The sequence below is a fragment of the Proteus hauseri genome, from assembly GCF_004116975.1.
GTDB classification, from domain to species: Bacteria; Pseudomonadota; Gammaproteobacteria; order Enterobacterales; family Enterobacteriaceae; genus Proteus; species Proteus hauseri.
Genome location: NZ_CP026364.1, coordinates 2,084,804 through 2,099,727, shown reverse-complemented (window position 1 = coordinate 2,099,727; position 14,924 = coordinate 2,084,804). Strand labels below are relative to the sequence as shown.

The following is a 14,924-nucleotide window of genomic DNA, read 5'->3' as shown; positions in this document are numbered from 1 at the left end:
GCTTTACCCTTATGCCCCTGAAAACGCAGTGTAGTGAAAATGGACTGTCACTGCTGTTTTCGGGACTAAGGATGTTATTTGTTACTCTTCACATATGAATTGAAAAAGTGCATCACCTAATTCAATTTGGGTTTCTTGCATCAGCACGATCAACGGCTGGAAAACCGGCGAGTATTGAGGAAAATGCTTAAAAACCACCTGCACAGGTAATGCTATTTCCCCAGTTAATACATCCCATAGCGCATCTAAATTATTACCAAAGTAATTAGGTAGATCGAACTGCTTAGCAAAGCTAAGATAAAACGCTTCCATATTGGGAAGCCTTGCAAAATCAAAAATTATTTTCTGCATTAGGGAGCAACTTTTGTCATAGTGCGATAATGATCTGTCGTTAAATAAATCAACCCATCATTAGAATACAGCAATCTATCACTGCCACGATGTCCACAGTGATAATTCACATCTGCCTCAAACCATTGACGACCACTTTTTTCAGGAAGCTGTTTTTCGCGATTCATAAAACGATCACCCCCAATTGCTCTGCCGGGTAATACTTCGCATAAATTACCGGCTTTTGCATCCCAGCCATTTGCTCTAGCTTCTTTTTTCGTTAGATAAAAATCTGGCAACTGCTGATGGCGCTGTAAATAATCAGCAACTTTATTAGCTTGTGTTTTTTCATCAATTGGTAAAGGGATCTGTGCGGGTTTATTCGTGTTACTGCTTGGTAATGTAGAAATAGACGTTGATGACGTTGAGACAGGTGCTTGGGTTTCAGACAATAAACCTTTATAAAGAACACCAAATAGCACTGCGACAACAATAAGTACTGGTAATAAACGTTTCCCCATTCGTTAGCTCCTTTAACTATAACTATGATTCTGATAAAAAACTCCATCATTTGATGGAGTTTTAAAAATACGTATAGATAACTATAGCAACAATTAAGCGGTTCCGCCGACAGTAATTTTATCAAGCTTCAGTGTTGGTTGACCCACACCAACAGGCAAGCTTTGACCTTCTTTACCACAAACACCAACACCTTTATCTAAGGCTAAATCGTTACCAACCATAGAAACTTGCTGCATCGCTTCAATACCAGAACCAATTAATGTTGCGCCTTTAATAGGTTTAGTAATTTTGCCATTCTCAATTAAATACGCTTCCGAGGTTGAGAAAACAAATTTACCTGAAGTGATATCCACTTGCCCACCACCAAAGTTTGGCGCGTAAATTCCACGCTCAACGCTAGCAATAATTTCTTCAGGTGAAGAGCTGCCAGCTAACATATATGTGTTTGTCATACGCGGCATAGGAAGGTGTGCATAAGATTCACGACGACCATTACCTGTAGGAGCAACACCCATTAAGCGCGCATTCATCTTATCTTGCATATAGCCTTTTAAGATGCCGTTTTCGATCAACACATTATATTGGCCTGGTACACCTTCATCATCTATTGCCACTGAGCCACGACGACCTTCTATCGTACCATCATCAACAATAGTACAAAGCTCAGAAGTCACTTTTTCACCAAGGCGACCAGAAAATACGGAGGTTTCTCGACGATTAAAATCGCCTTCTAAACCATGCCCCACTGCTTCATGAAGTAAAACACCCGGCCATCCTGCGCCAAGTACAACAGGCATTGTGCCAGCAGGTGCAGCTATTGCAGATAGATTAACTAATGCCATACGCACTGCTTCACGGGCATAAGTTACAGCGTGGCTTTCACCGTCAATTTTCGTTAAGAAATAATCATAACCAAAACGACCACCACCACCGCTTGCGCCACGCTCACGCTTGCCATCTTCTTCCACCAACACACTAACGGAAAGGCGAACGAGAGGACGCACATCAGCAGCTAATGTACCGTCTGTTGCTGCAACTAAAATATGTTCATAAACGCCGGTTAAAGAAGCATTAACCTGTTTTACGCGCTTGTCTTCAGCGCGAGCTGCTTTATCGACTTCATGTAATAAAGCAATTTTTTCTTCGCGAGAAAGACTTTGCAGCGGATCACTTAAGCTATACAACGGAGAATGTTGAATAGCACCCAAGGTATGAATACGACCATTTCCCTGAGCTTGAACAATGCTTCGTGCAGCTGCAGCGCTTTGATTAAGTGCATTAAGTGTTAACTGGTCAGCATAAGCAAAACCGGTTTTTTCACCGTAAATAGCTCTAACACCTACCCCTTGATCAATATTGTAAGAGCCATCTTTAATAATTTGATCGTCTAAGATCCACGCTTCGTGGTAACTAGACTGAAAATAAAGATCACCATAATCAATTTGACGCTGTGCAAGCTGTTCAAGTGTAGATGCTAAATCATCCAGACTGAGTTGGTTCGCTTCCAACAGACTTTCGCTGACAACAGCTAAACTCATAATTCTTTTTTATCCTTAACTTTTTTTATTAAGTGAGTCAGTTTCGGGCGAAAGCGATTATGTTTCACAACCCGTATCTGTTCACGCATACCATCTAAACTATCAACGCGAATATTCAGCGTTAGTGCACTTACGGCATCAGGATTCTTTTTCAAGACCTTCCCCCAACCGTCAACAGCCATCGTATGGCCCCAAGTGCGACGCGTATCATGAGTACCAACTTGTGCAGGAGCCAAGATAATACATTGGTTTTCTATTGCACGAGCACGTAGCAGTGGTTCCCAGTGCGCTTTTCCTGTTAAACGAGTAAATGCGGCAGGTACAGAAATAATTTCAGCACCTTTTTCTCTTAATGCTTGGAAAATACCAGGGAAACGTAAATCATAACAAATAGTTAGGCCTAACTTACCAACAGGTGTATCAACAACAGTTAAACGTTCACCGCGTTGATAAATAGCAGATTCATTATATTCGCCCTGCTCATCATCAATACTCACATCAAACATATGAATTTTGTCATAACGAGCACGAATAACACCTTCGTTATCAAATACTAAACTACTACTGGTAATTTGGCTTGGATCATCACGACTAATTAAAGGCATAGAACCCACAAGGATCCACACTTTATAACGCTGTGCCATTTTAGCAATAGCGTCTTGTAAAGGCCCTTCACCCTGAATTTCAGCATGTTTATGATAATCTTTAGCACTCGAAAAAAGTAACGCATTTTCAGGGGTTAACACAAGTTCAACTGAATCGGGTAATTGCTTAATCTGTTGCTCTATTTGCGCCAGATTATTTTTTATATTTTTTCCGCTACAAAGCTGCAAAAGTGCGACATTAACTTTTTTCATAACGCCTGATTCTCCTTGAGCTGACGCAGTACTTCGTCGATTTTAGGTTGTTCCATTGTTCCGGTCACATGATAACGTATTACTGAGATCTTACTCCAAAGTGGACCAAGAACTTTTGATGCCGCGAATACCGCAGCACCTGCAATTGGATTAATAGCAAAAGCGGTAGCTACTCCTACTGTAGCTGAAATCTCTGGGGTTACCACAACTTGTAGATCCATTTTACGCTCAATTAAATCAACTTGCCCTGTAATAACAATATCGGCAATTACCCCATCGATACGAACACTGTCGGCGTTCATCACACCTTGCTTAATGATGATTTCGCTCTTAATAGAATCATATTCAAAATTATCACTAAAAGTATCTCTGAAATCGAATTGTAATTTACGCAATAATGCATCAAAACTCACAAGGCGCAGTAGTTTCCCTGCTTGTCCTACATTGACTCGTTCGATACGTCCCTTACCTAATAACGATTTAACTTCTCCATTCAACGTCGCTAAATCAAAATTCCACGGGGTATTGTGCCACTGTAATGAAAAATCAGCCGAAAGTGGGGATTGAATAATTGGCACGATATAACCAAAATAGGCCGCCATTTCATCAATTTCTTCTGCTTTCAGTTTCCCACTGAGTTTAGTGTTATTTTGTCCAGCTGCATTTTCAGACCACACACCCGTAACGGATAATTCCCCGCTGCTATTGACCAATTTACCGTTTGTCAGAAATAACGCGCCATTGCTCTGTTGCATAGACGCTTTAATGTTGCCTAACAGCAATCCGTTAACCCAACACTCTTTACATTCAAATTCGACAGAAGGTATATTTTTCACTGAGAATGCAGCAGATTTACTTGTAGGATCCATTGCTATTTTCAATGTTTTTTCTTCTTCAGAAGACTGCTCGCCATTGAAATAGAGATAATTAACATTAACTTGCCAAGGTGCTGTTGTCGTAGGTATAAACATATCACCGCGTAATTCACTGCCTGAAAAAGAGAATTTTATACCATCGTTAACTCGCATAATTTCAGATTGCTGATCACGCCATTTTTGTCCTGCAAAATTAAGCTCTGGTAAACTGATATGAATATTATCAGGGAAACTGATTTCATTTTCAGAAGGTGTTAATGCAGAAAAAGCGACTAAAGTAGGCAGCCATTTATCGCCATTTAATCCTATAAGTTCAATTGTTAATCTTTCTTGTTCAGTAAGCTTTGGTAATTTAATTGATGCTGAAGCAAGATTACCACGTAATAAACGTAACTGTTTTCCAAGCAACCATTCGCTATTTAGTGCCCACAATTTATCCGCGCTCACATCAATATTTAATTTTTCGCTATTACCTTTAGCAGAAATAATTATTGGTGGTGATGCTTTAAAATCTTGTGTTTCAGGTGCGGACAATTTACTGATTAACCCATTCACATTTCCAGTTAAATCAACTTGATAATTAATATCACCGGTCTCAGGTAAATTAACTTTCACCTTCCCATTCCAAGGTAGCACACCGCTTATTTGACGTTGAATATCCGATGGCAGACCTTGAATTTTTTGCATATTCCACAGGCCTTTTAATCCAACATCTACTTGATAAATATCGCTATTATTGTGGCTTGCAAATGAAAAAGAGAGCGGCTGTCCAAACCAATTCCCCGTTAATATATCGCTTTCAAGTTTATCATTATTATAACGAAATTGACCTGTTACGCCCTTTAACGTGGTATCCATAAACGCGAGTGTGACGTCATTATTTTTTAGATTGATATCACCACTTGCAACCACATCTTCACCATCAAAAGGAATATCAAGCTTCAGCGTGCCATTAATATTGCCAGCAACTTTCAGTTCTTCAAGAGTATGGCCAATACTCGCCATTTGAGAATCGAGAAAATAATCTTTTAATTCATCACCTGTTGCAACAATATCGGCATCAATCACTATTTTTTCTTGCGCATAATCACTGATAACAGCCGTTAAATTCGATGCAGAAGCATTACCTACTTTGGCTTTATCTGCAGACATCCACAGTCCTTGATTGCGAAAATCTAAATTAATATCAAGATCAAACAACGCAGGCCATTCATTATCGAATTTAAATGTTGCCTGCTTTACAGGAGCATAAACTTGGAACCAACCATCGTGTTTTTCAAAAGGGAAATCCACTGGGTCACCATGAAAAATAAAAGTCGCATTCTCAATATTACCCGTAATAATCGCATCAGAAAGATACTGCGTTAAATTTTTACCCACATACTGCTCAGGTAAATAACGCCATGTATCACCAGCATTGCTAACTCTGATACCAGACAAAATAGACAATAATTGATCGTCGCCTTTTTTCTCATAGCGAAAATCACCCGTCACCCATGCTGACGTTGCTTGAATATCTAATTTTTGGCTCCAAAGAGATAAATCATCCTCTTTATATTGCCAATAAATTGTTCCACTTCCTTTCTCAATCTCAAGCGGGGCTTTAAATAACTCGCCTGTATCAACCTTACTATTGGTTAAAGAAAAATCTAGCTCACCACCTTGTAAGTTACCTTTTAGGCGACCATCAAAATGCTCTACTGATGGGATCTCCTGCCAACGTTTCCAACCAACATCTTGCCAACGCATATCAATGGCACTTTGTTCAAAATTAGCCGGCGTAAGGTCTAAAGCAAAATCACTCACTAAACCCGAAAATTGACGATATTGCCATTGACGCACAAAGTCTGGTGTTAAAAATGAAAATAGAGGCAATACTGCATATAAACTATCTAGTTCTATATTTTTAGCTCGGATCCGCCAAGCTTCATCACGCTCTTTCTCTTTTGGCTGATAGAGCACCGCTAAATAACCATCGGGCCACTCTTTACCATCCATCGTAATTTTTCGTGTATAAGGAATATCTGCAAGCCAGCCATTTTCTTGCCGTCTCATCCGCAAAATAAGATCTTCTACATTTAATACGTGTGAAACCCCTTCACTTTGCCAATCCATTTCACCTTGGTGGATTTGCAACTGGCTGCCAGTAATACGCCCTTGTGTTATTTCAATCCAATTAGATAAGCTGGCTTTCGCCTCATCAAGACCACTATTACTTTTTACCCATTGGCTTAACCACGGTGATATATCAACATCATCCGCAGTAACGAAAATTTCACCGTTATCTATCAATCCCTTATCGTTGGTGTAGAGATCAAGACGAACCTTCATCCCACCATAATGATTAAGCAATGTATCAAGAGTTACCTCACCCTGAGCCCGATGACGCTCTTTTTGGTTTAACCACATTAACTCGGGAATGTTTAAGGTGCTGGTATCCCCTGAAGGGGTAAGAAAAGTAAAGCGGCTATTAACCAACTTAAAACGGTCGAACTGTTCAAAAAATAGAGAAGAGATATCATCAGGCTTAGTTAAAGTAATATCACCACTTTGCCCTGTAAAAATAGGGCGATGATAATTAACGTATAACTGTTCAAAGGTGAGTTCACGAAAGTAAGGACGAAAAGCAAAAAGAGAACGCCAGATATCAAAAGAAAACGTAATTTGTTGAGCCCTAACATCCACATCTTTGTTATTAATAACAAGTGAATCGACTTGAATATCAGGACCAAAATTTTGCCATTCCCCTTTAATTTTAGCCATACTAACAGGGCTATTGAGTTGTTTTGTTAGATAAGCTTCAATTTCAGGACGATAATTATCAAGCCTTGGCAGAAAGTAGCGAAAACCGCTTAAAATTAAAGCAAAAACAATGAGACAAAAAACCGTTAGTAATAACAGGTATTTTGGCAGCCGCTTCATTTTTTTCTCCTTTCTACCGTCATTATCATGACAAAAGAGTATCCATTACATCATCACCACATCAAATTGTTCCTGACTATAAAGCAGCTCTGTTTGTACTTTAACCTGCTTACCAACAAAGATTTCAACTTCTGCCAAAGCGTGAGATTCTTCACTTCGTAGCGCTTCTGATACGGCGGATGAGGCATAAACAAGAAAGCGATCTGCATCTATCGTTTTATGGACACGCACAATTTCACGTAAAATTTCATAGCAGACTGTTTCTACTGATTTTACCGTTCCTCGACCTTGGCAAGCTGGACAATCGTCGCACAATACATGCTCAAGGCTTTCGCGAGTTCTTTTACGGGTCATTTCAACTAACCCTAACTGAGAAAACCCATTAATCGTGGTTTTTACTCGGTCTTTACTTAATGCTTGTTCAAGGGAAGCTAATACTCTGCGTTTATGCTCATCATTATTCATATCAATAAAATCAATAATAATGATGCCGCCTAAATTACGTAATCTTAATTGACGAGCTATTGCTTGGCTTGCTTCAATATTAGTATTAAAAATAGTTTCTTCTAAATTACGATGCCCCACAAATGCGCCAGTATTAATATCTATTGTGGTCATTGCTTCTGTTTGGTCGATGATAAGATAACCACCTGATTTCAGTTCAACCTTACGCTCTAATGCACGTTGAATTTCATTTTCAACACCATAAAGATCAAAAATAGGTTGATTACCTTGATGCAATTCAAGCTTGGCCGTTAACTCAGGAATATATTCACCAATAAATTCCTGTAATTGATTATAGGTAAGTTTTGAATCAACACGAATACTATCAAGTTCAGAACTCGCAAAATCACGCAAAATACGTTGTGCTAATGCCAATTCGCCATAAATTTGAATACGTGTTTTATTTCTTTTCTTACGTTCAATAATTTTATTCCATAAACGTTTAAGAAAAGCCGCATCCTGTTTTATTTCGTGCTCACCCACCCCTTCAGCAGCAGTTCGAATAATAAAACCACCGTTTTCATCGCAATATTCTTCAACTAACAGCTTTAAGCGCTCTCGCTCTTCTTCACTTTCAATACGCTGAGAAACACCAACATGAGAAGCGCCCGGCATAAAAACTAAATAACGTGAAGGGAGTGTAATATCTGTGGTTAAACGTGCACCTTTCGTGCCTAGAGGATCTTTAACAACTTGTACAATTAAATCCTGCCCTTGATGAACCAACTGAGCAATATCACGGACATTGAATTTTTTTTGCTCTTCACCAGCAATACATTCGGTGTGAGGCATAATATCAGAAGCATGTAAAAAAGCGGCTTTATCCAGCCCGATGTCAATAAATGCAGCTTGCATCCCGGGTAAAACTCGACTCACCCGACCTTTGTAGATGTTTCCGACTATGCCACGTTTGGCTTCTCTTTCAACATGAATTTCTTGAAGTATGCCTCCGCTGATATAGGCAACACGGGTTTCAGATGGAGTGATATTCACTAATAGCTCTGCAGTCATGAAATCTCCTTCTCATTAGCTAGAGACAAAAATTGAGCTATCAACGCCTCGGTTTCAACAAGAGGTAATCCGACAACAGCGTGATAACTTCCCTCAATCCGTTGAACAAAACGGCCTCCTTTTCCTTGAATACCGTAAGCGCCTGCTTTATCCATCGGCTCTCCCGTTTCAATATACGCGTTAATTTCCTGATCTGTCATCTCTCTAAATGTAACTAGTGTGACGACCAATTGATTTACTGTATGATTTCTATCAGAAATTGCAATCGCGGTGATCACTTGATGGGTTGATCCCGCTAGCGCGCGTAACATTTGTGCGGCGTGAGCTTTATCACGCGGTTTTTCGAGAATTTTACCTTCGCAAACAACTATTGTATCAGAACCTAAAACCGGATAATCACAAGGTGCTTGTCGCACCCCTTCTAGCGATTTTTCTGTCGCTAAACGAGTAACATACTGTTCTGGCGTTTCACCTTGTTGCCAAATTTCATCAATAGCTGGCGTAATAATACTAAATTCAACATCCAATAATGCGAGTAACTCGCGTCGTCTTGGTGAACTGGAAGCAAGGTAAAGCGTTGTCACAGTTAGTGTCCTCATGACGGTAATACAAAAATACCGCCATGTTCAGTAAGCTGTTAGTGTACAGAAAACTGATGACGGACTTTGCGAAGTAAAAAATAGAGCCATGGCCAAAGAATACCACTGACTGGACTATTCCAGAATACTTGGGGGTGAAAAGTAACGGGGGAAAGCAAAAATTCTGCCCAAAATACAGCAAGATCAACCACCACAACGGTAACCATAACAACCAAAGATTGCTGCCATAATGCAAGATTACAAAAAAGTTGATATTTAAATGCCACGACATAACTCACTAAAGTATAAGCAAGGGCATTCACACCTAAGGTTGTGCCTTGGACTAAATCCATACTCATACCCAGCACAAATGCCGTTCCCACACTAACACGATGTGGAATAGCTGTTATCCAATAGATAAGAAATAGTACTGGCCAAATAGGGCGGTACATCTCTAATTGCTCAGGCCACGGCATAATTTGCAATACTAATGCGATTAGAAAAGAGAGCCAAATAATCCAGCGCCCGCGGCTTTGATAAGGATTCATCGCCACTATTGACCTCGGCTTGTGCTAGGTTGCACACCCGTATTTGTTGTAGGAGGTGCGACAGCTGGAGTCTTGGAGTCAGGTGTATTTTCTAACGGCTCCTGAGACATAGAACGTGGTAATGGAGGGCCTGCTTGCTCATAGTTAGGCAACACTTGTGGCATCAGCTGCATTAAACGTTCATTTGCTGCATGATAAACTTCTGAAGGTAAAGGCGGTTCACCTTTTTTATCCGAAGCCCCCCACAATAAAAGTAGATAACGTAAACGCTGTAATTCCGCAGAAGGTCTTACATCAATAACAGAATAAGCACGTTGATTATCCACTTTAACCGAAGAAACAACCCCAACTGGGTAGCCTTCAGGGAAACGGCCACCTAATCCCGATGTCACTAATACATCCCCAACACGAATATCAATATTAGCAGGCAATGCTTCTAATAACAGATCGTCAGCACATCCACCACCAGATGCAATAACGCGAATATCATTTCGCAATACTTGCACAGGCAAAGCATGGCTCGTATCACAAATTAACAGCACTCGGCTAGTTAACTCACTTACGGCAATTACTTGTCCAACAACTCCTTTATCACTGATAACGGGTTGTCCTTCATACACACCATCATTGGTACCTTTATCAATTACAACTTGATCTCGATAAGGTGTACTGTTGCCTGACAGCACTTGAGCTACTGTCATCTGTTCATTTTGGCGTAAAGGTGAACCAAGTAACTCTCGTAAACGAGCGTTTTCTTGCTTAAATTGTTCAAGTAATTGGCTTTCACCACTACGAACAAGCAGCTCTTTTCTCAGGGCTTGATTTTCAAACTGAAGGCGTTCTCGTGTGGCAAAAGTTTCAGAGATTTGATCAAGAAAACGACGAGGGCCATTGGCAAGAAAATAGAAAGGGCTAACAGCCGTATCCAAATATTGACGGACTTTAGAAAACGCCCCCAAACGATTATCAGCAATTAGTAATGTAATAGCGATAATCACGGCGATTATTAATCTTAGTTGCAGGGATGGTCCCCGACTAAAAATTGGCTTCATAAACTCAGAAATCACTCACACGGGAAGTAAAAGAACGGGTGTCGATATTTCACACCAAGGGGGAATCCGTTCTCCCTTGTTTAAAATCAATCTTAATCTTCGCTAAACAGATCGCCACCGTGCATATCGATCATTTCTAATGCTTTACCACCGCCACGAGCCACACAGGTCAGTGGATCTTCAGCCACAATCACAGGGATGCCAGTTTCTTCCATCAATAGACGGTCAAGGTTACGTAACAGAGCACCACCGCCGGTTAATACCATACCGCGCTCTGAAATATCAGAAGCCAATTCTGGCGGACATTGTTCTAATGCAACCATAACTGCGCTGACGATACCTGTTAATGGTTCCTGTAATGCTTCAAGAATTTCATTAGAGTTCAATGTAAAGCTACGAGGCACACCTTCTGCAAGGTTACGGCCACGAACTTCGATTTCATTAACTTCATCTGAAGGATACGCTGAACCAATATCATGCTTGATACGTTCTGCGGTTGCTTCACCGATTAATGAACCATAGTTACGACGGACATAGTTAATGATAGCCTCATCAAAGCGGTCACCACCAATACGAACAGAAGAAGAATAAACAACACCATTTAAAGAAATAACGGCAACTTCAGTGGTACCACCACCGATATCAACCACCATAGAGCCTGTTGCTTCAGAAACTGGTAAACCAGCACCAATAGCAGCAGACATAGGTTCTTCAATCAAGAACACTTCGCGAGCACCTGCACTTAATGCAGATTCACGAATTGCTCTGCGCTCAACTTGCGTTGCACCAACAGGTACACAAACCAATACCCGAGGGCTTGGACGCATAAAGCTGTTGTTATGAACCTGTTTTATGAAGTGTTGAAGCATTTTTTCGGTTACATAAAAATCAGCAATCACACCATCTTTCATTGGACGGATAGCTGCGATATTACCAGGAGTACGCCCCAACATCTGTTTGGCTTCATGCCCTACGGCTGCAACACTTTTTGAGGTTCCTGCGCGATCTTGACGAATAGCGACAACGGAAGGTTCATCGAGAACAATACCCTGCCCTTTGACATAAATAAGGGTATTGGCGGTACCCAAGTCAATAGACAAATCGTTGGAAAACATGCCACGAAATTTTTTAAACATACGAAAGGATAATCCTGCAAGCCGGGACGGAAAAATCCGTCTACTCTACCAACCACAATAAGCAGCGACAAGGCGCGATTCGCTACTTAGTTAAAAGTGGACACGTGAATAATCTTAAAGGCACAATATTCTACGTTACTTTTCCCAATTGGAGCAGAAAAAAACTGCATAAAAATGGGCTAATTAAAACGATTAACGTATAAATTCGATCCTACGTTGTAGATATTTGACTTAGCTACAATACAAACAACGATTGCATCAATAAAGAAAAAAACTTTCTTAGTAGCCACTATGTGACTCAAAAGCCTTGCTACAAGTTCAAATAAAATTTATTCATTTGATTATTCACATTAGCTATATCGAAATTTGATGATATTTCACCTTGTTATTTTTATTGATTAACCAATAAGAATACTCACCAAAGGCATATCAAAAACAAAGCATTCTTCTATTGACCCACAATATAAGTGCTTAATTTTCATCCTATCGTAAAACACCAAAGGCATCATCCATTAATCAAGATATAAACCCCAGAATAATCTCTACTCCAATTAACGCAGAACCCTGAGTTTATACACTAAAAAAGGTTAATTTGTCTCATTATTACAATAGATATTGTGCACAATCACGACGCCACCTAAAAAATCGCCTATCATGTTAGCAATAAAAAATCGATAAGGGGTCATCATGAAAGCATTATTACTTGAAGAACAAGGCGATAAAATATTAGCAAGCGTTCAAAACGTCGATGAAGCCAAACTACCCTCTCATGACGTTATCGTTGATATTCACTATTCCACTCTTAACTATAAAGATGGATTAGCGATAACAGGTAAAGGAAAAATTATTCGACAATTTCCAATGATCCCTGGTATCGATTTTTCTGGCGTTGTTCATCACAGTGAAGATCCTCGTTTTCATATTGGCCAACACGTTCTATTAACGGGCTGGGGTGTAGGCGAAAATCACTGGGGTGGATTATCACAAAAAGCGGGCGTTAAAGGCGATTGGCTTACTGCTGTTCCTGAAGGCTTATCCTTAAAAAATGCCATGATTATTGGTACTGCGGGTTTCACTGCCATGTTGTGTGTTATCGCATTAGAACAAGGTGGTATTACCCCTCAAAGCGGTGAGATCTTAGTGACTGGTGCAAGTGGTGGCGTCGGAAGCACTGCAATTAGCTTATTAAGTACGTTGGGATATCAAGTTACTGCGTTAAGTGGCAGAAGTAGCAACCATGAATACCTAAAAAAATTAGGTGCAACAAACATTATTACCCGTGAAGAATTTGAACAGCCGGGTAGAGCACTAGATAAACAACGTTGGGCTGGTGCGCTAGACACTGTTGGCGGACAAATTTTAGCTAATATTTTAGCGCAAACAAACTATAACGGAACCGTGGCTGCTTGTGGATTAGCAAGTGGTTTCTCATTACCAACTACCGTTATGCCGTTTATTTTACGCAATATTCGTCTGCAAGGTGTCGATTCTGTTTATTTCCCAGCAGAAAAACGCGCTCAAGTTTGGCAACGTTTGCTACAACTATTACCAGAAACTTTCTACCAGCAAGCCATGACCGAGATTACACTTGATGAAGTACCACGTTATGCTCAAATGATCATGGATAACCAAGTAACGGGTCGCACACTGGTAAAAATTAGTTAAATTTACGTCCTATCGAACAATTTTCTGGCATTAAAACACTTCTTTTAATGCCAGATTGCGATTATTTTCATTTCAAATCGCCAAGTAAACGTGATGCAGATCACATTTTAAAGATATATTAACGATCACCCTCAAATAAGGTCATATTTCCAGTGACATCAATAAATAACGTGATGTTATGATTATTTTTTAAACATACGTTTATTTTGCTTTATGAGCATAACAATAGCGCAAAAACGTTCTCTATTTTACCGAAATAAAGCTCGCCTTCCCTGATTAGACCAGTATTTTGCTGCTATCTTCTGTGAAATGTCTATAATGTCGGACTTTGTGATATGCATCGTGACATTAAATACAATAAAAGATGACAAAACGAAAAGCACAGGTTATTTTGTCATTTCGTTGACGTATTGACGGAGATAGAAGCATAATGTCGGAAAATTTTCATATTTTGCTCCTGAATGGTCCGAACCTGAACCTGCTTGGAACGAGAGAGCCGGAAACCTACGGACACTTAACTCTGGACGATATCGTTCACAGTTTGTCAGCAGATGCTCAAGCATTAAATGTGAAGCTTAGTCACTTTCAGTCGAATGCTGAATTTGAGCTAATAAATAAAATTCATGCAGCGCGCGGTAATATCGATTATATATTAATCAATCCCGCGGCTTTCACGCATACCAGTGTTGCACTGCGTGATGCATTATTAGGGGTGAATATTCCATTTATTGAAATTCACCTTTCCAATGTCTACAGTCGGGAGCCTTTCCGCCACCATTCTTATCTTTCTGATATCGCAACTGGCGTCATCTGTGGATTAGGTGCAGAAGGTTATCGATTTGCTTTACAGGCAGCGGTTAACCGTTTGTCTTAATAAAAAACATCAAAAAGAGTACGGAATCAACTCATGGATATTCGTAAAATTAAAAAACTGATCGAGCTGGTCGAAGAGTCTGGCATTTCTGAACTGGAAATTTCTGAAGGTGAAGAGTCAGTACGTATTAGTCGTAACTCTGGTTTTCAGGGTCAAATGGCTCCTCAGCAATATTTTGCGGCACCAACAGCAGCGCCTCAACCTGCATTGGCAACTGCCGTTGCACCAGTAGCGCCTGAAACGTCAGCAGTTGTAGCCCAAGAGATCAGCGGTCATGTTGTTCGCTCACCAATGGTAGGAACGTTCTATCGTTCACCAAGCCCAGAAGCCAAAAAATTTGTTGAAGTCGGTCAACAAGTGAATGTTGGTGACACTCTGTGTATCGTTGAAGCAATGAAAATGATGAACCAGATAGAATCCGATAAAGCAGGCGTTGTTAAATCTATCCTTTGTCAAGATGGCGACACCATTGAGTTTGACGATCCACTCTTTGTCATCGAATAACGAGGCAG

At 40.2% G+C, this 14,924-nt stretch carries 13 protein-coding genes; 3 read left to right on the top strand and 10 right to left on the bottom strand.

What is annotated here, in order from left to right; genetic code table 11:
- Positions 1-81: 81 nt before the first annotated feature.
- From PH4a_RS09625 to mreB, 10 genes are all read right to left on the bottom strand, one after another.
- The gene (locus PH4a_RS09625) at positions 82-351 is read right to left on the bottom strand and encodes a barstar family protein (RefSeq protein ID WP_129039414.1); all 270 of its coding nucleotides are present in this window, start codon (positions 349-351) and stop codon (positions 82-84) included.
- Complete coding sequence (locus PH4a_RS09620; RefSeq protein WP_129039413.1) at positions 351-851, bottom strand: ribonuclease; 501 nt, start codon at positions 849-851, stop codon at positions 351-353. Before PH4a_RS09620 ends, PH4a_RS09625 begins: the two co-directional genes overlap by 1 nt.
- A gap of 93 nt (positions 852-944) precedes the next feature.
- Entirely contained in the window at positions 945-2,390 is a 1,446-nt protein-coding gene (gene tldD / locus PH4a_RS09615) for a metalloprotease TldD (RefSeq protein WP_064718862.1), read from the bottom strand.
- Positions 2,387-3,247, bottom strand: coding sequence for a deaminated glutathione amidase (nit1, locus tag PH4a_RS09610; RefSeq protein ID WP_064718861.1), 861 nt, complete (start codon positions 3,245-3,247; stop codon positions 2,387-2,389). The genes tldD and nit1 overlap by 4 nt, the downstream gene beginning before the upstream one ends.
- Entirely contained in the window at positions 3,244-7,044 is a 3,801-nt protein-coding gene (gene yhdP / locus PH4a_RS09605) for an AsmA2 domain-containing protein YhdP (protein WP_129039411.1), read from the bottom strand. The genes nit1 and yhdP overlap by 4 nt, the downstream gene beginning before the upstream one ends.
- A 45-nt stretch (positions 7,045-7,089) precedes the next feature.
- Complete coding sequence (rng, locus tag PH4a_RS09600; protein WP_129039409.1) at positions 7,090-8,559, bottom strand: ribonuclease G; 1,470 nt, start codon at positions 8,557-8,559, stop codon at positions 7,090-7,092.
- Positions 8,556-9,143, bottom strand: coding sequence for a Maf family protein (locus PH4a_RS09595; RefSeq protein ID WP_129039407.1), 588 nt, complete (start codon positions 9,141-9,143; stop codon positions 8,556-8,558). The genes rng and PH4a_RS09595 overlap by 4 nt, the downstream gene beginning before the upstream one ends.
- A 53-nt stretch (positions 9,144-9,196) precedes the next feature.
- Positions 9,197-9,685 (bottom strand): rod shape-determining protein MreD, encoded by a 489-nt coding sequence (gene mreD / locus PH4a_RS09590; RefSeq protein ID WP_064718897.1) that lies wholly within the window; start codon positions 9,683-9,685, stop codon positions 9,197-9,199.
- Between the two features lie 5 nt (positions 9,686-9,690).
- The gene (gene mreC / locus PH4a_RS09585) at positions 9,691-10,737 is read right to left on the bottom strand and encodes a rod shape-determining protein MreC (RefSeq protein WP_129039404.1); all 1,047 of its coding nucleotides are present in this window, start codon (positions 10,735-10,737) and stop codon (positions 9,691-9,693) included.
- Positions 10,738-10,829: 92 nt separating this feature from the next.
- Positions 10,830-11,873, bottom strand: coding sequence for a rod shape-determining protein MreB (gene mreB, locus PH4a_RS09580; RefSeq protein ID WP_023582893.1), 1,044 nt, complete (start codon positions 11,871-11,873; stop codon positions 10,830-10,832).
- Between the two features lie 687 nt (positions 11,874-12,560).
- On the opposite strand from mreB, the gene acuI reads away from it, so the two are divergent.
- The 3 genes from acuI to accB all read left to right on the top strand — a co-directional run bounded on the left by acuI (position 12,561) and on the right by accB (position 14,916).
- Positions 12,561-13,538 carry an acrylyl-CoA reductase (NADPH) gene (gene acuI / locus PH4a_RS09575; RefSeq protein WP_064718857.1) on the top strand — a complete coding sequence of 326 codons (978 nt, stop codon included), beginning with the start codon at positions 12,561-12,563 and terminating at the stop codon, positions 13,536-13,538.
- 430 nt (positions 13,539-13,968) lie between these two features.
- Entirely contained in the window at positions 13,969-14,412 is a 444-nt protein-coding gene (aroQ, locus tag PH4a_RS09570; protein WP_064718856.1) for a type II 3-dehydroquinate dehydratase, read from the top strand.
- 33 nt (positions 14,413-14,445) lie between these two features.
- On the top strand, positions 14,446-14,916 hold the full coding sequence (gene accB, locus PH4a_RS09565) for an acetyl-CoA carboxylase biotin carboxyl carrier protein (protein WP_129039402.1): 471 nt from the start codon (positions 14,446-14,448) through the stop codon (positions 14,914-14,916).
- Positions 14,917-14,924: the final 8 nt, after the last annotated feature.

Coding starts and splice junctions, on each gene's coding strand:
- nit1 (WP_064718861.1), bottom strand. CDS start 3,247: ATGAAAAAAGTTAATGTCGCACTTTTGCAGCTTTGTAGCGGAAAAAAT.
- aroQ (WP_064718856.1), top strand. CDS start 13,969: ATGTCGGAAAATTTTCATATTTTGCTCCTGAATGGTCCGAACCTGAAC.
- tldD (WP_064718862.1), bottom strand. CDS start 2,390: ATGAGTTTAGCTGTTGTCAGCGAAAGTCTGTTGGAAGCGAACCAACTC.
- acuI (WP_064718857.1), top strand. CDS start 12,561: ATGAAAGCATTATTACTTGAAGAACAAGGCGATAAAATATTAGCAAGC.
- PH4a_RS09620 (WP_129039413.1), bottom strand. CDS start 851: ATGGGGAAACGTTTATTACCAGTACTTATTGTTGTCGCAGTGCTATTT.
- yhdP (WP_129039411.1), bottom strand. CDS start 7,044: ATGAAGCGGCTGCCAAAATACCTGTTATTACTAACGGTTTTTTGTCTC.
- mreD (WP_064718897.1), bottom strand. CDS start 9,685: ATGAATCCTTATCAAAGCCGCGGGCGCTGGATTATTTGGCTCTCTTTT.
- PH4a_RS09625 (WP_129039414.1), bottom strand. CDS start 351: ATGCAGAAAATAATTTTTGATTTTGCAAGGCTTCCCAATATGGAAGCG.
- mreB (WP_023582893.1), bottom strand. CDS start 11,873: ATGTTTAAAAAATTTCGTGGCATGTTTTCCAACGATTTGTCTATTGAC.
- mreC (WP_129039404.1), bottom strand. CDS start 10,737: ATGAAGCCAATTTTTAGTCGGGGACCATCCCTGCAACTAAGATTAATA.
- accB (WP_129039402.1), top strand. CDS start 14,446: ATGGATATTCGTAAAATTAAAAAACTGATCGAGCTGGTCGAAGAGTCT.
- rng (WP_129039409.1), bottom strand. CDS start 8,559: ATGACTGCAGAGCTATTAGTGAATATCACTCCATCTGAAACCCGTGTT.